Here is a 22,386-nt window from a genome sequence, read left to right as displayed (position 1 = left end):
GCGCCGGGCGGATCTCCGCGCCGCATCACACGCCGCGTCCGGCCCTGCCCTCACGCCCGTGAAAATGCCCGGCTCGGCCAACCGGGTGCCGTCCGGGAGCCGGTGGCCGGTCCCCCGCCCCCGAGGCGGTTCGAGTCGGTATGAGTGACTCGCGGGCGCTGCATCACCGCCGTCGGGTGTGCCTGCCTCCCGTTTCCAGAACTTCCTCGGTGTCGGAAACACTGCAGTCCTCACCGCTTCCGACATGGCTCGGGCGATGACCACCCCGGTCCTGAACTGAGCAAGTGGCGGAACCGCCTCCGCGGGCGGATCCTGGCTGGAACGCGACGATCCACCCGAGGGGGCGTCCGCCAGGTGTTCCCTCGGGTTCCCCTAGGTTCCCTCAGGTTCCCTCGGGCCGGGTCTGCCGGCATGGAACCGAACACTCCACCCCGCCGTCCGAAGAAGCATGCGGGGGATGCACAGGGTGTGGCTGGTGGTGTACGCGCTGTTCGCGCTGCAGCTCGGGTCGCTGATCGCGCCGGCTTACGCGTGCGGCTGCGGGGCGATGATCCCGGACGGGAAGTCCCGCATGGCCGTCGAACGGGAGACGTCGGCGGTGCACTGGGACGGCAGTACGGAGCAGATCGTCATGCGCTTCACGGTGGGCGGAAACGCGCCGCGCGCCGCCTGGATCATGCCGGTGCCGAGCCGGGCCACGGTCGAGCTCGGTGACGCGGCGCTCTTCGACGAGCTGTGGGACCTCACCGAGCCCGAACACCGGACGCGGCACTACTTCTGGCCACGCGGCGGCGACTGGCCGTTCGACGCGGCGGACGGCGCCGCGGGGGCTGCGCCGCCGCCCCGCCCGTCGGGGTCGTCGGCCGCGAGCGCCTCGGCGACTTCGACGTCGCCCGGCTGACGGCCACCGACCCGGACGCACTGCGCGACTGGCTCGACGACAACGGCTTCGAGTTCCCGGACCGGCTCGCGCCCGAACTCCAGCCGTACGTCGACCAGAGGTGGGAGTACGTCGCCGTCAGGCTCGCCCCGGACCGCAAGGGCTCCGTGCTGGGCGGCACGCTCGACCCCCTCCGTATCCGCTTCGCCAGCGACGGGCTCGTCTACCCGATGCGACTGTCGCGCCTCGCCCGGACCCCGCAGTCGCTCGACCTGTACGTGCTCGCCGCGCACCGGATGGAGCCGCGCGGGGCGATCGGGGGCGCGGCGCCCGAGGTGACGTACGCGGGGAAGGTGCCGGCCGAGGGGGCGCTCGGCGAACTGACGGGAGGCACCGCGGCGTTCCTCACCGCGATCGAGCAGGACTTCCCGGAGCCGTCGCGGATCGACGGTGACCACGAACTGCGGGCGTCCGCGGCCGACACCCCGTACCGGCGCGTGGTGTGGGAGGACGAGCTGCTGACGGTGGCGGGCGGCGTGCCCGCGTGGCTGCTGACGGTCGGCGGGGCGCTCGCCGCGGCCGCGGTGACGACGGTGGCCGTCGTGATTCTCCGGGCACGGGCCCGTACGCGCGAGGTACGTTTCCGGCATGTCCAATGACCGATGGAACGCCGTAGACACGTACTTCAACGAGCAGCTCGCTCCGGCCGACGAGGCCCTGTCCGCCGCTGTCGCCGCGAGTGACGCGGCCGGGCTGCCGCAGATCGCCGTCGCCGCCAACCAGGGCAAGCTGCTGCACCTGCTCGCCCTCGCCCAGGGCGCGAGGAAGATCCTGGAGATCGGCACCCTCGGCGGCTACAGCACGATCTGGCTGGCCCGCGCCCTGCCCGCCGACGGGCAGCTGATCTCGCTGGAGTACGACCCCGCACACGCGGACGTCGCCCGCGCCAACGTGGCCCGTGCCGGTCTCGACAAGACCGTCGAGGTACGGGTGGGCGCGGCCCTCGACACCCTGGCGCAGCTGGAGGCCGAGGACGCGGGCCCGTTCGACTTCTTCTTCATCGACGCGGACAAGGTGAACAACCCCAACTACGTGGAGTGGGCGGTGGAACTGTCCCGCCCGGGAAGCCTCATCGTCGTCGACAACGTCGTCCGCGACGGCACGGTGGCCGATGCGACGAGCGAGGACCCGTCGGTCCTGGCCACCCGCCGCATGATCGAGCTGGTCGGGGAGCACCCGAGGCTCAGCGCGACGGCGGTCCAGACGGTGGGGCTGCGGGGCTACGACGGATTCCTCCTGGCCCGGGTGCAGGACTGACGCCTGGCGGGGGACCCGGCGGGGGCGGTACGGGCGGAAACGGCGGCGGGAGCAGGCCCTCGTGCCCGGCCGCCCCGGCGATCGGTTCACCTGCCGGGGCTGTCGCCTGCCAGGCGGCGAACAGCGGCACTTCCCCGGTCCCGTCGAGGACCACGATGCCGAAGGGCCGGTCGTAGGCGATGCGCAGCACGCGTTGCGGGCGGGGCGGCCCACTGCCCGGGCGGGCCAGCACCACCGTCACGGCCGCCGCCTCGACACCGAGTTCGGCGACCTTGATCACCGCCTCCTGGACCACGTGGGAGATGCCGAGCTCCTCGGGCGACAGGCCGGAGAAATCGGCGGCCGGGGAAGTGGCCTCGTGGATGCCGAGCGCGGGCAGCTGGGGCGTGACGTCCACGGTCGTACGGAGCGCGAGCCGCGGCAGGGCGAGGCTGACGACCTCCGCGTCGACGGGCCGGCACACCTCGCGCGGCGCCCAGGCCTCAGGCAGCACGTCCGCGGGCCCCGCACCCGGCGCTCCGAGCACGAAGCGCACCCTCGCCGGTGCCCCGCCGCCCGGCGCGGGGGCGCAGGACAACTCGACGACCGTGACCGTCCCCGCCGTCCATGCCTCGCCCGGCCGCAGCGGGCGGTGCATGGTCGGCACCCGGTGCACGGCGCCCGCGGCGTCGGTGAAGGGCGCGAGGCGGGTGCTGTGCGACTCGAAGGGGGTCGCCCAACCTGCCTTCAGGGCCAGGGCGTTGACGAGCGCGAGCAGGGTGTCGGCCTGGATCCGTACGGGCAGCTTCTCGATCTGTCCGCCCGTCGCCTCCTTCACCCAGGCGTCGATCTCGTCCTGGCCCTCCTGGCCCAGGTGCCCGAAGCCGATGTCGGGCAGCGCCTCCCGGTACGCCCGGTAGACGGGCACCCGGCTCCACACCCGCGTCGCCACCGCCACCGAGTCGGTCCCGGCGATCGCCCGCGCGGCCCCCGTCACGGCTGCGGCGGCCTCCTCCCCGGCCACCCCGAGCAACTCCCGCAACTCCGCTGCGGTCCCGCCCCGCGCCCCGGCCGCCACGGCCCCGAGCGCAAGCCACAGCCCGGCGGGCGAACAGACGAAGTCCTCGTCGTCACCCCGCTCCAGCAGCCGGACCCACCGTTCCCCCAGTTCGCGCACCGCCGGTGCGTGTCCGACCAGTCCTGCTCTCTCCACCCCAACCACCCCCATATCCTGCCCCCATGAGCATCGTGAAGATCAATGTACTGACGGTCCCCGCCGACCGCCGCGAGGTCCTGGAACAGCGCTTCGCCTCCCGCGCGGGCGCCGTGGAGTCCTCGGACGGCTTCGAGTGGTTCGAGCTCCTGCGCCCCGTCGAAGGCACGGACAACTACCTCGTCTACACGCGCTGGCGCGACGAGGAGTCCTTCCAGGCCTGGATGGAGGGCCCGATGAAGGCGGCCCACCAGGGAGGCGGCGCCGAGGGCGGCGAGCGCCCGAAGCCCGCGGCCGCCGACTCCACCCTGTGGTCCTTCGAGGTCGTGCAGCAGGCGGCGCCCAAGCAGGCCTGACGTTCGCGGTAATGGGTGATGACGCGCCTCCGGCTCAGCAGCGCCGGGGGCGCGTTGCTGTCCGCCCGCGGACGGACGACGACGGAGGCCGATGGGAGCCGATGGGGTACTCGACTCGTCCGTATGGCCCTCACTCACGGGCTTTGAGCAGGCACGGGCTGATCGCGGCGCTTAGCGTCGGCTGCGGCGATCATCATCGCCGCGGCGATCCCGGACGTCCACGACAGGGCATCGATCGCCGCCTCCATCCGGAGCACTGGAACGCACTTCGGTGCGTGCACAGCAGGAGGTATTGATGTCGGGTATCGCAATATCGGGGGCGCCGAGGCGGAGGAGTACGCGGCGCAGTCCCGGGAGTGGCGGTTTGTGGTGGGTGGCGCTGCGGGCCTGGATGGCGGGAGTGGCGGTCCTGGCCGGCCTGACCGTCCCGCTCGCCATGGCCACGCCCGCCGCCGCGCAAACCGGAACCTTCGCCTACGTCGCCAACTCCGAGTCGGACAACGTGTCGGTGATCAACACTGCCAACAACACCGTCATCGGGGACCCCGTCCCCGTCGGCGACAGGCCCCTCGGCCTGGCGATCACCCCGGACGGCTCCACCGTCTACGTCGCCAACAGCGCCTCGGGAGACGTGTCGGTCATCGAGACCGCCAACAACACCGTCCTCACCACCATTCCCGTCGGAGACGGACCGAACGGCGTGGCGATCACCCCCGACGGCAACTTCGCCTACGTCACCAACAGCGCCTCGAACGAAGTGTCGGTGATCAACACCGCCAACAACACCGTCCTCACCACCATCAGCAACGTCGGCACACCGTTCGACGTGGCGATCACCCCCGACGGCAACTTCGCCTACGTCACCAACTTCAGCTCGAACGAAGTGTCGGTCATCGACACCGCCAACAACACCGTCCTCACCACCATCGACGTCGGCGACGAACCTTTTAGCGTGGCGATCACCCCCGACGGCAACTTCGCCTACGTCACCAACCCCGTGTCGGACCGCGTGACGGTGATCGACACCGCCAACAACACCGTCCTCACCACCATCAGCAACGTCGGCGACGGACCGGGCGGCGTGGCGATCACCCCGGACGGGGCCCGCGCCTACGTCACCAATCGCGACTCGAACAACGTGTCAGTGATCAACACCGCCGACAACACCGTCATCGGGGACCCCGTCCCCGTCGGCAACGGCCCCGTTGGAGTGGCGATCGGGACCGTCACCACGGAGCGCACCCCGACCACCCTGACCCTGAAGGTGCAAAAGAAGAAGAAAGGGAAGGACGACCTGGACGCCCTGGGCGGCAACCACGGCCTCACCCTGAAGGCCAAGCTGACCGCCGAGGGCCAGCCCCTGGAAGGCAAGGAGATCGAGTTCACCACCGACTCCACCGAACTGTGCACCGACACGACCGACAGCAAGGGCAAGGCCACCTGCAAGGTCGACGGCAAGAAGGACAAGGAGACCTGCTACACCGCAACCTTCGCCGGCGATGACACCTACGAGCCGTCCACCGTCACCGTCTGCAAGAAGGACGACAACCACAAGCCCGACACCGGGTCAGGACTGATCGACCAGAGCGATGTCCGCGACCTGGTGCAGTCCGCCATGGCCTCGGCCGGCTCGGCAGGCTTGCAGGGCTGAGACCGCCTCGTTCGAGGTCGTGCAGCAGTCGGCACCCAAGCAGGCCTGACCTCCGCGGTCATCACGCGCCTCCGGCCATCAGCGCCGGGGGCGCGTTGCCGTCCACCCGAGGGCCGGCGGGCGACGGAGACCGCATGGGGTACTCAACTCGTCCGTACGGCCCCCATTGACGGGGTTCGACCAGGCACGGACTGATCACCGCACTTAGCGTCGACTGCGGCGATCATCATCGCCGCGGCGATCCCGGACGTCCACGACAGGGCATCGATCGCCGCCTCCATCCGGAGCACTGGAACGCACTTCGGTGCGTGCACAGCAGGAGGTCTTGATGTCGGGTATCGCAGTACGGGGGGCGTCGGAGCAAGGAAGTACGGGGCGAAGTCGCGGGGGCGGGGGTTCGTGGTGGGTGGCGCTGCGGGCCTGGGTGGCGGGACTGGCGGTCCTGGCCGGCCTGACCGTCCCGCTCGCCATGGCCACGCCCGCCGCCGCGCAGACCACAACCCTCGCCTACGTCGCCAACTTCAGCTCGGACAACGTGTCGGTGATCGACACCACCACCAACACCGTCACCACCACCATCCCCGTCGGCGACGGCCCCTTCAGCGTGGCGGTCACCTCGGACGGCACCCGCGCCTACGTCACCAACCGCGACTCGGACAACGTCTCGGTGATCGACACCACCACCAACACCGTCATCGCCACCGTCCCCGTCGGCGATCAGCCCAATGACGTGGCGGTCACCCCGGACGGCACCCGCGCCTACGTCACCAACCTCGGCTCGGACAACGTCTCGGTGATCGACACCACCACCAACACCGTCATCGCCACCGTCCCCGTCAGCTTCGAACCGACTGGTGTAGCGATCACCCCGGACGGCACCCGCGCCTACGTCGTCAACCAAATCGTGAGCGAAGTGTCAGTGATCGACACCGCCACCAACACCGTCACCACCACCATCCCCCTCCCCCTCAGCAGCCTGGCCCGTGACGTGGCAATCACCCCGGACGGCACCCGAGCCTACGTCGTCAACTTGGGCTCGGACGACGTGACGGTGATCGACACCACCACCAACACCGTCATCGGGGGCCCCATCCCCGTCGGCGACCAACCCATTGCTGTGGCGATCACCCCGGATGGCACCCTCGCCTACGTCACCAACAGACTTGACGACAACGTGTCAGTGATCGATACCTCCACCAACACCGTCACCACCACCATCACGGTCGGCAACCTCCCCCAGGGCGTTGCGGTCACCCCGGACGGCACCCGCGCCTACGTCACCAACGCCGGCTCGGACAACGTCTCGGTGATCGACACCTCCACCAACACCGTCACCACCACCATCCCCGTTGGTAACGTCCCCTTTGGTGTGGCGATCGGGAACGTCACCACGGAGCGCACCCCGACCACCCTGACCCTGAAGGTGCAGAAGAAGAAGGGGAAGGGGAAGGACACCCTGGACGCCCTGGGCGGCAACCACGGCCTCACCCTGAAGGCCAAGCTGACCGCCGAGGACCAGCCCCTGGAAGGCAAGGAGATCGAGTTCACCACCGACTCCACCGAGCTGTGCACCGACACGACCGACAGCAAGGGCAAGGCCACCTGCAAGGTCGACGGCAAGAAGGACAAGGAGACCTGCTACACCGCCACCTTCGCCGGTGACGACACCTACGAGCCCTCCACCGTCACTGTCTGCAAGAAGGACGACCACGACAAGCCCCACCCCTCGTCAGGACTGATCGACCAGAGCGACGTCCATGACCTGGTGCAGTCCGCCATGGCCTCGGCGGGCCTGCAGGGCTCAGCCAGCCGGTAATCGTTCGCCCGACGGCGTACGGATCAGGTACAGAGAGTCGCATGACGACCTGGTCCGTACGCCCCGAGCGCTTCGACACCCCCGACGCCACCGCCCTGCGCCGTGACTACTACGACGAGGTCGCGAGCCGCTACTGGAAGCGGCCCGCGACCCGGGCGGAGATCGACGACGGACTCGCCGGTGACGGGGTGGAGAAACTCTCCGCCCCCACCGGGGAGTTCGTCGTCGGGCGTCACGACGGGAAGGCCGGGGCCTGCGGCGGGGTGCTCATGCTGGAGGCGGGGACCGCGGAGTTGACGCGGGTGTACGTGCGGCCGGGCTTTCGTGGCACGGGCGGCGGGGGTGTGCTGCTCGGCGCGCTCGAAGAGGCGGCGCGGGGGCTCGAGGCGCGGCGGATGGTGCTCAACACCCGGCTCGATCTCGTCGAGGCGCGGGCGCTGTACGTGCGGAGCGGCTACGCGGAGATCCCGGCGTACTGCGAAGGTCCGTACATGGAGATCTGGTACGGCAAGGACCTGTAGGTCGGACGCATGGGGCCGCACACCCCCACCCCGGCGGTGTGCGGCCCCGTCCGTGCGGGTCAGTCGTCGACGCTGTCCATGACGTCGCCCAGGTCCACGAACTTGAAGCCGGTCGCCTCGCGTTCGCCGTCTCCCGGGGTGTCGTGGCCGTCCTGGACGACGAGGAGACCGTCCGGGTACCGCCTGCCGAGGGGCGCGTTGAGCACGGCGGCTCCGTCGCACTCCTCGGAGCCGTCGGGGCCCGCGGTGGCGGCGGTGACACGGAAGCCGCCCTCGTACTCGTTGGCGTCCGAGATCTCGCGGTCGTAGAGGGCGAAGGTGTCGTCACCCTGGCTGGAGGCGAGGAGGTAGCCGTCGCCGTCGCGTTCGGTGAGGAGGGTCAGTCCTTCGACATCGGCCGCGAGGCGCTTGCCGCCGTAGCCGGGGTCGGCGCCCGGGGTGCACTCCTCGGTCTGTTCGTCGTACGTCCCGGGAACGCCGTACTCACGGACCTTGTCGAGGAGCTTGGGCGTGCCGGAGAGGTCGGCACGGATGCGCCAGATGCCGACGTCCTCCTGGCCCGCGTAGAGCGTGCCGTTGGCCGGGTCGACCACCATGCCCTCGACCTGCGGCAGTTCGCCCGGTTCGGCGCACGGGGTCCAGGAGGTGCCGTTGGGGAGGCGGAATGCGGAGGGCAGTTCGATGGTGCGGATCTTGCGGTAGGTGACCGTACCGGCGGGCGTCGGGATCAGTTCCAGCAGCGCGATGCCGGTGCGGTTGCGGCGGCTGGCGAGGGCGTACGCGCGGCCGCTCTTCGGGTCGGTCCAGGTGGCGAGGCCGTAGGCGGTGGCCTGCTCGTTGATCTCGTCCTGGTCCGCGGAGAAGACCGGCGGTGCGGCCGGGTCGGTGATCTCGGTGAGCGGCCCGCCACGGCGGCCCGGGGCGATGCGGTACACGCGCAGCCGGTCGTGGCCCCGGTCGGTGACGACGGCCAGGTCGGCGCGCCCGCCGGCCACCTTCAGCCCGTTGACCAGGTCGACGTTGTTGAAGCGCCCGGGCGCGTCCTCCGGACCGGGTGCGGGAGGCGCGGGGATCGACTGCACCTGCCGGGCGTCGAGGTCGTAGACCCGCAGTCCGCCCTCCTTCGCCGTGGCGATCACCAGACTCCGGTCCGGGTCGGCGGCGTTGCGCCAGATCGCCGGGTCGTCGGCGTTGGCGTTGCCGCCCGCCTCGTCGTCGTAGAGCGTGGGCGCCTCCGCCCTGGGCGTCACTTCCGGAAGCTCGCGGGAGGAGGAGGCCTGCGCTCCTGCGGGCACGGCCGCCGCGGTGAGTGCGGCAAGTGCCGTACCGAGCACCAGCGCGGCGGGACGGACGGGGCGAAGCCGTCTCATGAAATCTCCTCACGGTCGGGAACACTGTCGAGAGCAACCGAGCGCACTACCGAGTGCACTGTCGGAAACACGGCGATTGCCGAGCGTGAGCGTCGACCGACAGGATGGCGGCGCGGCGTCCGGCGAAGGATGGGCACATGTGCCGTTGGTGAACGGACCGCGCGGGGCAACTCACCGACAGATCAGGGAAGTTCGAGAAGCGGCTCCCTCGCGTCGTTGCCGTTGTGGTCATGGCCGCCGGCCGGGTCCACCGCCGCCGGAGCCGGGGCGGCGGGGCCGTCGCGCCCCCGCCGCCCTTCACCGCCTCAGCGGGTGCTTCTGGTGCCACGCCTCGTGGTCGCGGTGCGGCTCGCCGCTGTACGGGCGTTCGCCGTCCGAGCCGCACAGTTCGGCGGTGAGCTCCTTCACCAGCTTGCTCAGGTCCGTCGGCCGGTCGGGGCCCCACCAGTCGCCGAGCAGCTCGGCCAGGGAGTCCTCCCGCGCCGCCGCCAGTTTCGCCGCCGCCTCGGCCCCCTTGTCGGTGAGGATCAGCGACAGCCCCTCGCGCCGGGCCAGCCCCCGCTCCTCGATCTGCCGGGACGCCTGCGTGATCGTCTTCAGCGGTACGGGGGTGACGTCCGCGAGCCGGGACGGTTCGACCATGCCGTGCCGTCTGATGCGCAGGAGCAGCCAGCTCGCGGCCGGGAGCAGATCGAGCCCGGCCTTCGCGGTGATCTTGTCGTAGATCGCCTTGCGGCCCTCGCGCGACCCCAGCACCGACAGCGCACGGGCGCACTCGTCGTACGAGGAGCGCTGGACGGGGTTGGAGGCGAGCGTCTCGCTGACCTCGGGCGCGGTGACGGAGCCGCGCAGCTTGTCCTCCTTCAGGTACCAGGCGGCGATGAACGCGACAAGGACGACCGGGGCCGCATACAGGAAGACGTCCGTGATGGACGTGGAGAACGCCTGCAGGACGTTCGCCCGCAGCCCTGGCGGAAGTTCGGCGATGGTCCGCGGGTCGGCGGCGATCTGATCGGGGCCGGTGCCCGACGGGATCGGCCGCCTGGCGAAGGTTTCTGCAAGGTTGTCCCTCAGCCGGCTGGTGAAGAGGGTGCCGAAGATCGCGACACCGAACGACGCTCCGATGGAGCGGAAGAAGGTCGCCCCGGAGGTCGCGACGCCGAGGTCCTCGTAACGGACGGCATTCTGCACGGCCAGCACGAGCACCTGCATCACGAGGCCGAGCCCGGCGCCGAAGACGAAGAAGTAGACGCCCATCTCCCAGACCGGCGTGTTCACCTGCAGCTGGTGCAGCAGGAGCAGCCCGATCGCGGTGACGGCGGTACCGGCGATCGGGAAGATCTTCCACCGTCCCGTACGGCTGATGATCTGGCCGGATGCGGTGGAGGTGAGCAGCAGTCCGAACACCATCGGCAGCAGGTGCACACCGGACAAGGTGGGGCTCACACCCTGGACGACCTGCAGGAAGGTCGGCAGAAAGGTCAACGCGCTGAACATCGCGAAGCCGACGACGAAACTGATGACCGCGACGAGCGTGAAGGTGCGGTTCCGGAAGAGCTTCAGCGGCAGTACGGGCTCGGCCGCGCGTCGCTCGGCGTACACGAACGCGACGAGCAGCACGACCCCGAGGACGGCGAGGCCGATGATCTGTGCCGAGCCCCAGGCCCAGGTGGTGCCACCGAGGGAGGCGACGAGGACCAGGCAGGTGGCGACCGACGCGATCAGGAACGTCCCGAGGTAGTCGATGGTGTGCCGGGTCTCGCGCGCCGGGATGTGCAGCACGGCGGCGATGACGAAGAGGGCGACGATGCCGATGGGAATGTTGATGTAGAACACCCAGCGCCAGCTGAGGTGCTGGGTGAACAGCCCGCCGAGCAGCGGTCCGAGCACGCTCGTCGCGCCGAAGACCGCGCCGAACAGTCCCTGGTACCGGCCGCGCTCGCGCGGCGTGACGATGTCGCCGACGATCGCCATCGACAGCACGAGGAGTCCGCCGCCGCCGAGGCCCTGGAGGGCGCGGAAGACGATGAGCTGGAGCATGTCCTGCGCGATTCCGCAGAGGGCGGAGCCGATGAGGAAGATGACGATCGCGGCCTGGAAGAGTTTCTTGCGGCCGTACTGGTCCCCGAGCTTGCCCCAGAGCGGCGTGGCGGCGGTGGAGGCCAGGATGTAGGCGGTGACGACCCAGGACAGATGCTCCAGGCCGCCGAGCTCGCTGGCGATCGTCGGCAGCGCGGTGGAGACGATGTTCTGGTCGAGCGCCGCCAGCAGCAGGCCGAGCAGCAGTGCGCCGATGGCGACGAGGATGGTCCGGCGGCTGCGTCCTGTGCCGGGTCCGGATATCGGGCCGGGGCCCACGTCCGGGCTGCTCGCATCCTGCGCCATGTGCACTCCTCGGGTCCGGTGCGCCAGGTCCCTCACCCCCGCCAGGTCCGTTATGCCCCCTACGCCCCTTTCCTCACACCCTCTTCCATGTCGGCCCTCATCCCTCCTCGCGCGCCTTCCCTCACCCCTCCCCTCGCGCCTTCTCTCATGCCTCCTCTCACGCCTTCTCTCATCCTGGGCGTTACGTCCCGTTATGGCCCGCCGAAGCGGGATGCAGCGGGGGACGCGGCGTCGCCGGGCTGCACACGGGCTGCATAATCGGCGGCAGCTCAAGGGGAGGGAACCCACCATGACAGGACCTGTATGTCCTGAATGCGGTACGCCGCCGCCGGAGGTGTGCGGCTGCGCGGTGCGGGCCGAGCGCACGGCTGGACGCTCCGCGGAGATCGCGGAGGCGGAGGACTTCGATCCGCTGCGCATCAGGCCGTACGTGACACTGCCGTCCCCGCCGGAGGTGGCGGGCCCGCCACCCGAGGCGCTCGCCGCGGGGCACTCCGGCACGGACGGGGACACGGGCCCGGACACGCAGGAGATGTCGTACGAGTACGAGATCAGGGCGTCGGCAGCGGACGCCGTACCCGACCGTCCCGTACGGCGGCGCGGCCCCGGTGCGCTCATCGCCGCCGCGGCCGTCGTGGCCGTGCTCGGGACCGCCGCGTTCGCGGGTGGGCTGCTCGGCACCGACGAGGGGGACCGGGACCGGGCGCTGCCGGACATCGAGACGATGGAGCCGTTCCTGAGCGCCGCACCGGACGCACCCTCGTCGGCGTCCGCCGAGGCCTCGGCATCGAAGAAGCCGGGCACGTCGGCGTCCGCCTCCGCCTCGGCCTCGCCTTCGGGTACGGCCTCGGCGTCGGGCACCACTGTCGCCGGCGCGCCCGCCTCACCGTCCGCCACGACCCGCGCGACCGGCCAGGTGGCGCAGGGCCCGGCCACCTCCGCCGCGCCGCTCACGCTCCGCCCGGGCGACGACGGCGCCGAGGTCGTCGAGCTCCAGGAGCGCCTCGACCAGGTGTGGCTGTACGACGGACCGCCCCACGGCCACTACGACGGCCGCGTCGAGGACGCCGTCGCCACGTACCAGGAGTACCGGGGCATCGAAGGCGACCCGGAGGGCGTCTACGGCCCGGAGACGCGTCGGGCCCTCGAGGCCGAGACGGAGTACCCGCACGACGGCGGCGGCGACTGGGACGACGACAACAACGGCGGCGGCAAGGGCGGCCGGGGCTAGCCGGGCGAACGCGCCCGCGGCCTGTGCGGGCGCGCGGCCTGTGCCGCGCAGCCTGTGCGGGCGGCGCGCGGCCGCGCACCCGCACAGGCCGCACCGCCTGCTGACCACCTTCATGCAAGGGCTTCGCGTCATGGGCAAGGCGCGGGCCCGCCGGGAGTTCGCCGAGTCGGCCATCGACGCCGCCATGCGCAGTCTCGACCGACGCCTGCGCCGACCCCTCATTGCGCCCGGACGGCCACCGGCGGGCCCGCACGCGATTCCCGACGACACCATCACCTCACTTGACCTGCGAGGATACGCATTTATCGACCAATTCTTGGTCAATCAATCCAGAATTTGCTAACCTTCGAGAGTCGGCCCACCGCCGACGTCTTCCCCAATACTGTATCGATCAATCCAGATTTCCTTGATTGGACACCCCATGGCACACCTGCTGCACATAGACTCCAGCGCCCGCAGCTCCGGCTCCGCCACCCGCCGCCTTTCCGCCCAGTACGCCGAGGCCTGGCAGGCCCGGAACCCGGGTGGCACGGTGACCTACCGCGATGTCACCGCGGACGTACCGAATCTCGTCGACGAGCACTGGGTTCGTGGCGTCTTCGGCCCGTCCGAGATCCACGACACCGAGTCGAGGGCCGCCGTCACCGCCTCGGAGGAGCTGATCGCCGAGGTCGAGGCGGCCGACGTCCTCGCCCTGGGTGTCCCCGTCTACAACTTCAGCGTGCCGGCCGCGTTCAAGGCGTGGATCGACAAGATCTGCATGGCGGGCCGCACCTTCAGCTACACCAGCGAGGGCGTACGGGGCCTGCTGGGCGGCAAGAAGGTCGTCGTCCTGCGCTCCTCCGGCAGCGACTTCAGCGACCCGCGCTTCGCGTCGCTGGAGTTCCACGAGCCCTACATCCGCGGCGTCCTCGGCTTCCTCGGTATCACCGACGTCGAGTTCATCTCGGTCAACGGGCAGACCGAGGAGCAGCTCGCGCCCCACTTCGAGAAGGCGACCGCCGCCATCACCAACTCAGTCGGCGCCATCGCCTGAGCCCCCCGCCCCCACGGAGGGCGCGCGGACGGGACCCGGGGCTGCGCCCCGGGGAGGCGTCAGCCTCGGCGGTCAGGCAGAGATGAAGGTCAGGGCGCCGGTCCCGTCCGCCGCCACACGAAGGCGGGCGAGGTCCCGCACATGGGCGTCCGGGCCGAAGGCGGCCGCGCGCGGACCGACGCCGACGACGCGCATACCAGCGGCGCGGGCGGCCGTGATGCCGGCCTCGGAGTCCTCGAAGACCACGCAGTCCGCCGGGTCGAAGCCCAGCTCCGCCGCGCCCTTGAGGAAGCCCTCCGGGTCCGGCTTGCTGGCGCCGACGCTCTCCGCGGTCACCCGGACCTCCGGCATGCGCAGCCCGGCGGCGTGCATACGGGCGCGGGCGAGGGCCGCGTCCGCGGAGGTGACGAGGGCGTGCGGCAGGCCGGCGATGGCGTCCATGAACGCGGGGGCGCCGGCGATCGGGACGACGCCGTCCAGGTCGGCGGTCTCCTGGGCCAGCAGCAGCCGGTTCTCGGCGTAGTTCTCCTCCACCGGCCGGTCCGGCAGCAGGGCGGCCATCGTGGCGTAGCCCTGGCGGCCGTGGACGACCTTGAGCGTCTCGTCCGGGTCGAGTCCGTGCTTGGCGGCCCAGCCGCGCCAGACCCGCTCCACAGCGGCGTCCGAGTTGACGAGCGTGCCGTCCATGTCGAGGAGCAGCGCCTTGAAGGCGCCGATGACCTCCGGGCCGGTGGTCTCCAAGCTGGTGCCCACCAGGCGGGTGGTCTCTGCGCGGGTCGTCTCTGAGCTGGGCGTCTCTGAGCTGGGCGTCTCTGAGCTGGGCGTCTCTGAGCTGGGCAACGGGGCCGTCCTAGGAGTGCGGTGCCGGTGGCGGACTGCTTTGTTTTTCAACCATACAAAACAGAGTGGCCTCCGCCCGCCGGTCAGGGAGTGCGAGCGAAGACCACTTTGTTTCTCTACGATACAAACCAATCGGCCTCGGCGCCACCCCACCGGGTGGCCGGCCGGCAAAGACGGCCGGAGCAGTGCCCCGGTCAGCCCGTGATCGCCTCGTACAGGCTGAAGCCCGCCAGTGCCAGCATCAGCGCTGCCGCCACCTTGGTGATCAGGCGCAGCGGCACGTACTTCATCAGCGTCCTGCCGCCCACGATGCCGAGTCCGGCCACCGCCCACAGCGCCAGCACCGCGCCGAGGCCGACGGAGAGCGGGTTGTCGTAACGGGCGGCCAGATTCGCGGTCATGATCTGCGTGAGGTCGCCGAATTCCGCGACCAGGATCAGCATGAAGCCCGCCCCTGAGACCTTCCAGAAGGACTGGTCGGCCGGCGCCTTGATCTTCTCGTCGTCATCGTCGTCCTTCTTCAGCAGCAGCATCACCGCTCCGGCGAGGAAGAGGACGCCGACGACCGCCTGCACGAGCCGGTGCGGCAGCAGCGTCAGCACACTGCCCGCCGCGATCGCGAGCGCGACATGCACGGCGAAGGCCGCCGCGACCCCGGCGAAGACGTACGAGGCCCGGTAGCGCGTGCCGAGCATCAGCCCGGCCAGGGCCGTCTTGTCGGGGAGTTCGGCGAGGAAGACGACGCCGAAGGTGATCGCCATGATCGTGAAACTGAGCACGGGAAGGAGTTCCTCAATCGGTCGGGCCCTGCCGCACCGAGAGACCTGAGAGCCGTTTCAGGGGTCGCTTCGGCGCGGCAGCGGCCATGAATGGTCATGGTCACTGCTGGCCGAAGGTCTCGCTGGCGGGCTGCGCGATGTCCGCGCGGCAGCCGCCTCCGGGCGCCGGCCGAGGCGAGCTCGGCAGTATGTCGACGTTCCGGCGAAGAGCTACTCCCCTTCTGCTCCCCACAGGGTACGCGAGGCCCGGGCCGTCCCGTCAGGGACCTTGGTCCCGGGCCGCGCCGGAACCGGCCTCCCGGTGCAGCCGCCCCCGCGCCACCAGCTCCAGCACCAGCGCCACCGCGACCGCCTGCACCGCCATCAGCCCCACCAGCACGAACAGCTGCACGGCCCCCGCCTCCAGCGGTGACGCGCCGCCCAGCAGCATGCCCACGAACGCGCCCGGGAGTGTGACCAGACCCACGGTCCTGGTCTGGTCGAGGCCCGGCAGCAGCGCGTCGGACGCCGCGTCCCGCGCCACCTCCATCCGGGCGTCCCGGTCGGGCAGCCCGAGCGCCATCCCCGCCTCCACCTCGCCGTGCCGTGACGCGAGCTCGTCGAGCGCCCGCCGCCCGCCGAGGACCGTCGCGGTGAGCGCCCCGCCGATGAGGATCCCGGTGACCGGGATGAGCGCGATGCCCTTGACCGGTACGAGCCCGGTGAGCAGCAGCGCACCGACGACCGGGGCGACGCCCGCGCCGATCGGCAGGGCCGTGCGCCACCAGGTGCCGTTCGGGGTGATGCGGCGCCCGGCGGTGCGTACGGCGACGGCGTACATCAGCAGCAGGAAGGCGAGCAGCAGCGGTAGGGAGTGCACCACCCAGCCGATGACGAGGGAGACGGCGGCGAGCTGGACCGCGGCGCGCACCCCCGCGACGGCGATGTCGCGGGAGCGGCCCGGGCCGAGGTGGGCGACGGCGGCGACGGTGGCCGCGGCGGCCAGCAGTACGGCGAGGACGACCCCGAGCGTGACATTGACCGGCAGCAGCACGCGCCAACCCTAAGCGCGGTATGCGGATGTGCCGGGGCGTCAGCACCGTGGTGCGGGTTTCGGACAGGGCGTCACACCTCTTGATGTGTCGTGTCCATGTCGTCACTCTGTTACCTGGCGCCCATCTCCAGGAAACCTGGCGCCGCCACGATGGCCCGGGCCCTGCAGCAGGGTTCACAACCGGCCAACGCCCCCCACCCTCAAGGGAGTTCGCATGTCTGGTGTCTACGCGCGTCGACTGCCGCGCACCGCCGTGCTCGCCGCCTCCGCGGCGCTCGCCTGCGCCACCACACTGCTCAGCGCGCCTGCCGCCAACGCCGCCCCGCCCGCCCCGGTCAGCGCCGCCGCCGCCCGCACCTACCTGAGCTCGCTCACCGTCAAGGCGGAAGGTTCCTCCACCGGCTACAGCCGCGACCTGTTCCCCCACTGGATCACCCAGTCGGGCGCCTGCAACACGCGTGAGGTCGTCCTCAAGCGCGACGGCTCGAACGTGGTCCAGGACTCCAGCTGCGCGGCCGTGAGCGGCAGTTGGTACTCCCCCTACGACGGCGCCACCTGGTACGCCGCGTCCGACGTCGACATCGACCACATCGTCCCGCTCGCCGAGGCCTGGCGCTCGGGCGCCAACTCCTGGTCCACGTCCACGCGCCAGTCCTTCGCCAACGACCTGACCCGCCCGCAGCTCATAGCCGTCACCGACAACGTGAACCAGGCCAAGGGCGACCAGGACCCGGCCGAGTGGATGCCGTCGCGCACCTCCTACCACTGCTACTACGCCCGCATGTGGGTGCACACGAAGTACTACTGGAACCTCTCGGTGGACTCCGCCGAGAAGTCCGCCCTGCAGTCGGTCCTCAACGGCTGCTGACCTGTTACGTCTGTCAGGAACCGCGCTACCCTCCCCCGTCGTTCCGTACCGTGCGGGAGCGACGCGAACGCGGGCGACCCGTACGCGGGCGACGGAGGAGGGCACATGGCAGCCGGGCTGCGCCTGGGACCACTGCTGCGGTACGTCGACTGGGAAACCGGCGACCGCGCGACCGTATGGATCGAGGCCGACCGGCCCTGCACGGCCGAGGTGCGCTGCGCCACGGCCGGGGCCGGCGGCTCGGTGCGTACGTTCCAGATCGAGGGCCACCACTACGCCCTGATCCCGGTGACCGGCCTGACCCCGGGATCGTCGACGGCGTACGAGGTGCTGCTGGACGGCCGCCGTGTCTGGCCGCTCGAGGGCTCCGGCTTCCCCGAGAGCACGATCCGCACCCCGGCGGTTCCCGCCGACGGGGTGCGGATCACCTTCGGCTCCTGCCGCTGGGCGGCGCCGCCCGCCGACGAGCACGACCCGATCGGACCCGACGCGCTGGACGCCGTCGCCGCCCGGCTTGCCGCCGACCCGGCCGCCGAGCGCCCCGACGTACTGCTCCTGCTCGGCGACCAGGTGTACGCGGACGCGACGTCCAAGGCCACCCAGCGCTGGCTGGCCGCCCGGCGCGATCTGCGCGAGCCGCCGGGCGCCGAGGTCGCGGACTACGAGGAGTACACCCGGCTGTACGACGAGTCCTGGCTGGACCCCGAGGTCCGCTGGCTGCTCTCCACCGTCCCCAGCTGCATGATCTTCGACGACCACGACGTGATCGACGACTGGAACACCAGCGCGTCCTGGCTGGCCGAGAGGCGGGCCACGCCGTGGTGGCAGGAGCGGGTGCTCAGCGGCCTGATGTCGTACTCGGTCTATCAGCACCTGGGCAATCTCTCCCCGTCCGAGCTGGACGCGGACCCGGTCTACGCGGCGGTGCGGGACACCCCGGACGGCACCGATGTGCTGCGGCGCTTCGCGGCGGGGGCCGCTGCCGACCCGGCGGCCGTCCGGTGGAGCTACCGGCGCGACTTCGGCAGGACCCGGCTGCTGATGACCGACACCCGGGCCGCCCGCGTCCTGGACGAGGACAAGCGGGCGATGCTCGACGAGGACGAGGCGCGCTGGCTCCGCGACCAGGCACTGGAGGCGCCCGGGTCGTACGACCACCTCCTCATCGGCAGCTCGCTGCCCTGGCTGCTGCCGCCCCTCATCCACGACGCGGAGAGCTGGAACGCGGCGCTGTGCCGGGGCGAGCGGGGTCCGCGGTGGGCGCGCTTCGGCGAGGACGTGCGCAGACGGGCCGACCTGGAGCACTGGGCGGCGTTCCCGGCGTCGTTCGAGAAGCTGACCCGGCTGATCGCGGAGGCGGGCAGCGGGCCGGATGCGCCGGCGACGGTGTGCGTCCTGTCCGGGGACGTCCACCACGCGTACGTGGCGGAGCCCGAGTGGCCGGACGGGGCGCCGGACGCGCGGGTGCTGCAGCTGACCTGCTCCCCCGTGCACAACGCGATCCACTCGTCGGTGCGGCTCGGCTTCCGGTTCGGCTGGAGCCGGGCGGGGCGGCGGCTCGGCCATGCCCTGGCCCGGCACGGGCGGGCGGGACGGCCGGTCATCGACTGGCGGCGGACCGGCGGGCCCTGGTTCGGGAACCAGCTGATGACGCTGGTCCTGCACCGGCGTTCGGCGCAGCTGCGGCTCGACCAGGCCCGGGCGAACGGCAAGCGGGCGGGTGGCAAGGGGCCCGGCGGCGACGGGGTGGGCGGCCCGGGAACGGCCGGCCTTGGGGCGGATCATGCGCATACGCGCCTCGTGACCGTGGACGAGCGGAACCTGACGAATGGTCCGTGACTCTGCCCACAGCGGGGGTTGATCCTCGCCCTGGCCCTTCGGCTCCCGCCGGGGCAACGGCATGATGATGCGGACGATCCACTTCCCGCACCTGCACACACCCCCCCACATTGCCCCGGGAGTCACCGTTTTGTCCGCAGTTCGGCACGCCATAGCACTGGTCGGCGCAGGTCCCCGCGGTACCTCGGTCCTCGAAAGACTCTGCGCCTCCGTGCCCGAACTGGCCCCGGACACCCCGCTGACCGTGCATGTCATCGACGCGGCGCCCGCCGGTCCCGGCCAGGTCTGGCGCACGGACCAGCCCGCCGACCTGCTGATGAACACGGTGGCGTCGCAGGTGACCCTCTTCACCGACGAGAGCGTCGACTGCGAGGGCCCGATACGCCCGGGGCCGAGCCTGTACGAGTGGGCCGCGGGGCGGGCGGACGAGGAGGGGCTCGGCCCCGACGACTACCCGACGCGGGCCTGCTACGGCCGCTACCTGGAGTGGGCGTTCCGCAGGACCGCGGCGCGGGCGCCGGAGACGGTCCGGGTGGAGGTGCACCGCGCGCGGGCGGTACGGCTCGACGACGCCGAGGACGGCTCGCAGCGCGTGGCGCTGGACGACGGCACGGTCCTGACCGGTCTGGGCGCGGTGGTGCTGGCGCAGGGCCATCTGCCGGTCACGCCCGGCGCCACGTCCGCCCGGCTGGGCGACTACGCGGCCCGGCACGGGCTGCGGTACTTCGCGCCCGCCAACCCGGCGGACCTGGACCTCTCCGCGATCGCCCCGGGTGAAACGGTCCTGCTGCGCGGGCTCGGCCTGAACTTCTTCGACCACATGGCTCTGCTGACGACGGGCCGCGGCGGCGTGTTCGTCCGCGAGGGAGACCGTGTGGCGTACCGGCCGTCGGGGCGCGAGCCGCGCCTGTACGCGGGCTCGCGGCGCGGCATCCCGTACCAGGCGCGCGGGGACAACGCGAAGGGCGCGTCGGGCCGCCACCAGCCGCTCGTGCTGACGCCGGACGTGATCGCCGTCTTCCGCAAGCGCGCGGACGCGGGCGATCCGCCGGACTTCCTGGGCGAGATATGGCCGCTGGTCGCCAAGGAGGTGGAGATGGTCTACTACGAGGCGCTGCTCGCGCCGGAGTCCGGGACGGGGGCGGGATCGCCGGAGTCCGGGACGCAGGCGGGATCGCCGGAGTTCGCGACCGGGGCGGGGACCGGCTCGTCGGAGTTTGCGACAGGGGCCGGGACCGGCTCGTCGGAGTTTGCGACAGGGGCCGGGACCGGAGCCGGGGCCGGGGCAGGGTGCGGGGCCGGGAACGCGACGGGGGCCGGGACCGGAGCCGGGGCCGGGGCAGGGTGCGGGGCCAGGACCGCGACGGGGGCCGGGACCGGCTCGCGGCTGCCGGGCTTCCGGGCACGCTTCCTGGACGCGCCCCACGGCAGCCCCGAGGAGGCCGCGGTCCTGGACGCGTACGGCTGCCCCGAGACCGACCGCTGGTCCTGGGAGCGGGTCTCGTACCCGCACAGGGGTGAGGACTTCGCCGGCCCCGCGGCCTTCCGCGACTGGCTCCTCGCCCATCTGCGTCAGGATGCCGAGCACGCGGCGCTCGGCAATGTGGCGGGCCCGGTCAAGGCGGCGCTCGACGTCCTGCGCGACGTACGCAACGAAGTACGGCAGATCGTGGACCACGCCGGGCTGTCCGGAACCTCGCGGCGCGACCACCTCGACCGTTGGTACACGCCGCTGAACGCGTTCCTCTCCATCGGTCCGCCACGCCGCCGCATCGAGGAGATGGCCGCGCTGATCGAGGCCGGGGTGCTGGAGGTGGTCGGCCCGCGGATGACCGTACGGCCGGAGGACGGGCTCTTCACGGCCGGGTCCCCCGATGTGCCCGGGTCCGAGGTGTCGGCGACGACGCTGATCGAGGCCCGGCTTCCGGAGCCCGACCTGCGGCGCAGCCGCGACGAACTGCTCGCGCGGCTGCTGCGGACGGGCCAGTGCCGGCCGCACGCGGTCGGCGGTTACGAGACGGGTGGCCTGGACGTGACGGAGCGGCCCTACCGTCTCGTCGACCGTCAGGGGCGGGCGCATCCGCGCCGGTTCGCCGTCGGTGTGCCCACGGAGGGGGTGCACTGGGTGACCGCGGCCGGGGCGCGGCCGGGGGTGGACTCGGTGACGCTCGCGGACGCGGACGCGGTCGCGAGGGCGGTGCTGCGGGTCATGTCTCCCCGGTGTGAAAACCCGATGAAAAACGACCGCCCGCTAAATGTTGAACTTGCAAGCATTGATTAGGTCTGCCCAACTTAAGGGCTCGTCGGTTTCACGTCCCCAGACCGAAGGAGTCCCCCCATGGCCTCTCAGGGCCTTTCCTCGCGGCTCGACCGGGCCCAGCCGTACGCGCTGGGCCTCTTCCGGATCGTCGTCGGCCTGCTCTTCGCCTGCCACGGCGCCGCCTCGCTCTTCGGCGTCCTCGGCGGCGCGATGGGCGGCGGCACCGTCCCCACGGGCAGCTGGCCCGGCTGGTACGCGGCCGTGATCCAGCTCGTCGGCGGCGGCCTGGTGCTGATCGGCCTCGGCACGCGCGCGGCGGCGTTCGCCGCCTCCGGCTCGATGGCGTACGCGTACTTCAAGGTGCACCAGCCCGAGGCGCTGTTCCCGCTGCAGAACGGCGGCGAGGCGTCCGCGATCTTCTGCTGGGCCTTCCTGCTGCTGGTCTTCACCGGCCCGGGCGCGCTGGCGCTGCACCGGCTGTTCGCCTCGCGTGGTGCGACGACGGAGAAGAAGAAGCAGCAGCACGACGAGCCCGCGACGGCTTTCGCGGCGTGAGGCTCATGCGCTGAGCCTTTCCGGCATGGCTGCTCGGGGTCGTCCGGAGTTTCTCCGAGGACAGGCCTGCTCCGGCTGGTCCCGGCGAAGTTGGCCTCGACCCGTCCGGAGCGGCCGCGCAGGGTTGTCCGGGCCACCCTCTCGGACCGCCCGAAGGCCCGCTCCTGGGGCCCGGCCCGAGGCGCGGTCCTGGGGCCCGGGCAGAGCGGCCGGCGCCGAAGCCGGTCCTGAGCGGCCGCTCGGAGCGTGCCGCGAGCAGCACGCTCCCGCACGATCCCCGTCGCCGCGGGCCCGGGCCGGTGTCGTCCGGTCCGGGCTCGCGGTGTTCTTTCCGGACCTGCCCGGGTTCACCCCCACCCTCCCGATCCGGCCGCAGCACGCAGGCGTACGCTGTACAGCTGTCATGCCGCCCCTGCCGCTCCCCTGCGACGTCGCGGCGTTCTTTCGCGGGATCGGG

Annotated in this window: 17 protein-coding genes and 1 pseudogene; 12 read left to right on the top strand and 6 right to left on the bottom strand. The window is 71.6% G+C overall.

What is annotated here, in order from left to right:
* Positions 1-448 precede the first annotated feature (448 nt).
* Both ACFV9O_RS25000 and ACFV9O_RS24995 read left to right on the top strand, forming a co-directional pair.
* Positions 449-1,539: pseudogene (locus ACFV9O_RS25000) on the top strand (DUF2330 domain-containing protein).
* A complete protein-coding gene (locus tag ACFV9O_RS24995; RefSeq protein ID WP_385421330.1) occupies positions 1,529-2,197 on the top strand; it encodes an O-methyltransferase in 669 nt (222 codons plus the stop codon). Before ACFV9O_RS25000 ends, ACFV9O_RS24995 begins: the two are co-directional and overlap by 11 nt.
* On the opposite strand, the gene ACFV9O_RS24990 is transcribed toward ACFV9O_RS24995, so the two are convergent.
* Positions 2,124-3,389: a serpin family protein gene (locus tag ACFV9O_RS24990; protein ID WP_385421328.1), complete on the bottom strand. Its 1,266-nt coding sequence runs from the start codon at positions 3,387-3,389 to the stop codon at positions 2,124-2,126. The two genes, ACFV9O_RS24995 and ACFV9O_RS24990, sit on opposite strands and share 74 nt — an antisense overlap.
* A gap of 26 nt (positions 3,390-3,415) precedes the next feature.
* Between ACFV9O_RS24990 and ACFV9O_RS24985 the strand changes: the two genes are divergently transcribed.
* The 4 genes from ACFV9O_RS24985 (at position 3,416) to ACFV9O_RS24970 (ending at position 7,733) form a co-directional block, all read left to right on the top strand.
* Complete coding sequence (locus tag ACFV9O_RS24985) at positions 3,416-3,745, top strand: antibiotic biosynthesis monooxygenase family protein (RefSeq protein WP_385421326.1); 330 nt, start codon at positions 3,416-3,418, stop codon at positions 3,743-3,745.
* Between the two features lie 373 nt (positions 3,746-4,118).
* Entirely contained in the window at positions 4,119-5,396 is a 1,278-nt protein-coding gene (locus tag ACFV9O_RS24980) for a beta-propeller fold lactonase family protein (RefSeq protein WP_385421368.1), read from the top strand.
* 328 nt (positions 5,397-5,724) lie between these two features.
* Complete coding sequence (locus tag ACFV9O_RS24975) at positions 5,725-7,212, top strand: beta-propeller fold lactonase family protein (protein WP_385421325.1); 1,488 nt, start codon at positions 5,725-5,727, stop codon at positions 7,210-7,212.
* Positions 7,213-7,253: 41 nt separating this feature from the next.
* The gene (locus ACFV9O_RS24970) at positions 7,254-7,733 is read left to right on the top strand and encodes a GNAT family N-acetyltransferase (protein WP_385421323.1); all 480 of its coding nucleotides are present in this window, start codon (positions 7,254-7,256) and stop codon (positions 7,731-7,733) included.
* A 59-nt stretch (positions 7,734-7,792) separates the two neighbouring features.
* Here ACFV9O_RS24970 and ACFV9O_RS24965 read toward each other — a convergent pair whose 3' ends face one another.
* Both ACFV9O_RS24965 and ACFV9O_RS24960 read right to left on the bottom strand, forming a co-directional pair.
* Positions 7,793-9,103, bottom strand: a complete 1,311-nt coding sequence (locus tag ACFV9O_RS24965) for a phytase (protein WP_385421321.1) — start codon at positions 9,101-9,103, stop codon at positions 7,793-7,795.
* Positions 9,104-9,400: 297 nt separating this feature from the next.
* Positions 9,401-11,488, bottom strand: coding sequence for a DHA2 family efflux MFS transporter permease subunit (locus tag ACFV9O_RS24960; protein WP_385421319.1), 2,088 nt, complete (start codon positions 11,486-11,488; stop codon positions 9,401-9,403).
* Positions 11,489-11,777: 289 nt separating this feature from the next.
* Between ACFV9O_RS24960 and ACFV9O_RS24955 the strand changes: the two genes are divergently transcribed.
* Positions 11,778-12,719, top strand: a complete 942-nt coding sequence (locus ACFV9O_RS24955; protein WP_385421317.1) for a peptidoglycan-binding domain-containing protein — start codon at positions 11,778-11,780, stop codon at positions 12,717-12,719.
* A 421-nt stretch (positions 12,720-13,140) separates the two neighbouring features.
* The gene (locus ACFV9O_RS24950; RefSeq protein WP_385421316.1) at positions 13,141-13,755 is read left to right on the top strand and encodes an FMN-dependent NADH-azoreductase; all 615 of its coding nucleotides are present in this window, start codon (positions 13,141-13,143) and stop codon (positions 13,753-13,755) included.
* 72 nt (positions 13,756-13,827) lie between these two features.
* Here ACFV9O_RS24950 and ACFV9O_RS24945 read toward each other — a convergent pair whose 3' ends face one another.
* The 3 genes from ACFV9O_RS24945 to ACFV9O_RS24935 all read right to left on the bottom strand — a co-directional run bounded on the left by ACFV9O_RS24945 (position 13,828) and on the right by ACFV9O_RS24935 (position 16,407).
* A complete protein-coding gene (locus tag ACFV9O_RS24945) occupies positions 13,828-14,508 on the bottom strand; it encodes an HAD-IA family hydrolase (RefSeq protein WP_385421315.1) in 681 nt (226 codons plus the stop codon).
* Between the two features lie 281 nt (positions 14,509-14,789).
* Positions 14,790-15,374: a TMEM165/GDT1 family protein gene (locus tag ACFV9O_RS24940; protein ID WP_385421313.1), complete on the bottom strand. Its 585-nt coding sequence runs from the start codon at positions 15,372-15,374 to the stop codon at positions 14,790-14,792.
* 259 nt (positions 15,375-15,633) lie between these two features.
* Positions 15,634-16,407 (bottom strand): ABC transporter permease, encoded by a 774-nt coding sequence (locus ACFV9O_RS24935; RefSeq protein ID WP_385421311.1) that lies wholly within the window; start codon positions 16,405-16,407, stop codon positions 15,634-15,636.
* Between the two features lie 214 nt (positions 16,408-16,621).
* Here ACFV9O_RS24935 and ACFV9O_RS24930 point away from each other — a divergent pair, with 214 nt between their 5' ends.
* The 4 genes from ACFV9O_RS24930 (at position 16,622) to ACFV9O_RS24915 (ending at position 21,929) form a co-directional block, all read left to right on the top strand.
* The gene (locus ACFV9O_RS24930; RefSeq protein WP_385421309.1) at positions 16,622-17,275 is read left to right on the top strand and encodes an HNH endonuclease family protein; all 654 of its coding nucleotides are present in this window, start codon (positions 16,622-16,624) and stop codon (positions 17,273-17,275) included.
* 105 nt (positions 17,276-17,380) lie between these two features.
* Positions 17,381-19,114, top strand: coding sequence for an alkaline phosphatase D family protein (locus ACFV9O_RS24925; protein WP_385421307.1), 1,734 nt, complete (start codon positions 17,381-17,383; stop codon positions 19,112-19,114).
* Positions 19,115-19,181: 67 nt separating this feature from the next.
* Positions 19,182-21,395 carry an FAD/NAD(P)-binding protein gene (locus ACFV9O_RS24920; protein WP_385421366.1) on the top strand — a complete coding sequence of 738 codons (2,214 nt, stop codon included), beginning with the start codon at positions 19,182-19,184 and terminating at the stop codon, positions 21,393-21,395.
* Between the two features lie 57 nt (positions 21,396-21,452).
* Positions 21,453-21,929, top strand: coding sequence for a DoxX family protein (locus ACFV9O_RS24915; protein WP_385421306.1), 477 nt, complete (start codon positions 21,453-21,455; stop codon positions 21,927-21,929).
* Positions 21,930-22,386: the final 457 nt, after the last annotated feature.

Origin of the sequence: Streptomyces sp. NPDC059909, from assembly GCF_042730885.1 — a bacterium.
Taxonomy (GTDB): domain Bacteria; phylum Actinomycetota; class Actinomycetes; order Streptomycetales; family Streptomycetaceae; genus Streptomyces.
The sequence above is the reverse complement of the archived record's forward strand: the minus strand, read 5'-3'. Positions and strand labels throughout refer to the sequence as shown.

Coding starts and splice junctions, on each gene's coding strand:
- ACFV9O_RS24970 (WP_385421323.1), top strand. CDS start 7,254: ATGACGACCTGGTCCGTACGCCCCGAGCGCTTCGACACCCCCGACGCC.
- ACFV9O_RS24995 (WP_385421330.1), top strand. CDS start 1,529: ATGTCCAATGACCGATGGAACGCCGTAGACACGTACTTCAACGAGCAG.
- ACFV9O_RS24975 (WP_385421325.1), top strand. CDS start 5,725: ATGTCGGGTATCGCAGTACGGGGGGCGTCGGAGCAAGGAAGTACGGGG.
- ACFV9O_RS24925 (WP_385421307.1), top strand. CDS start 17,381: ATGGCAGCCGGGCTGCGCCTGGGACCACTGCTGCGGTACGTCGACTGG.
- ACFV9O_RS24920 (WP_385421366.1), top strand. CDS start 19,182: ATGCGGACGATCCACTTCCCGCACCTGCACACACCCCCCCACATTGCC.
- ACFV9O_RS24915 (WP_385421306.1), top strand. CDS start 21,453: ATGGCCTCTCAGGGCCTTTCCTCGCGGCTCGACCGGGCCCAGCCGTAC.
- ACFV9O_RS24985 (WP_385421326.1), top strand. CDS start 3,416: ATGAGCATCGTGAAGATCAATGTACTGACGGTCCCCGCCGACCGCCGC.
- ACFV9O_RS24950 (WP_385421316.1), top strand. CDS start 13,141: ATGGCACACCTGCTGCACATAGACTCCAGCGCCCGCAGCTCCGGCTCC.
- ACFV9O_RS24930 (WP_385421309.1), top strand. CDS start 16,622: ATGTCTGGTGTCTACGCGCGTCGACTGCCGCGCACCGCCGTGCTCGCC.
- ACFV9O_RS24965 (WP_385421321.1), bottom strand. CDS start 9,103: ATGAGACGGCTTCGCCCCGTCCGTCCCGCCGCGCTGGTGCTCGGTACG.
- ACFV9O_RS24960 (WP_385421319.1), bottom strand. CDS start 11,488: ATGGCGCAGGATGCGAGCAGCCCGGACGTGGGCCCCGGCCCGATATCC.
- ACFV9O_RS24955 (WP_385421317.1), top strand. CDS start 11,778: ATGACAGGACCTGTATGTCCTGAATGCGGTACGCCGCCGCCGGAGGTG.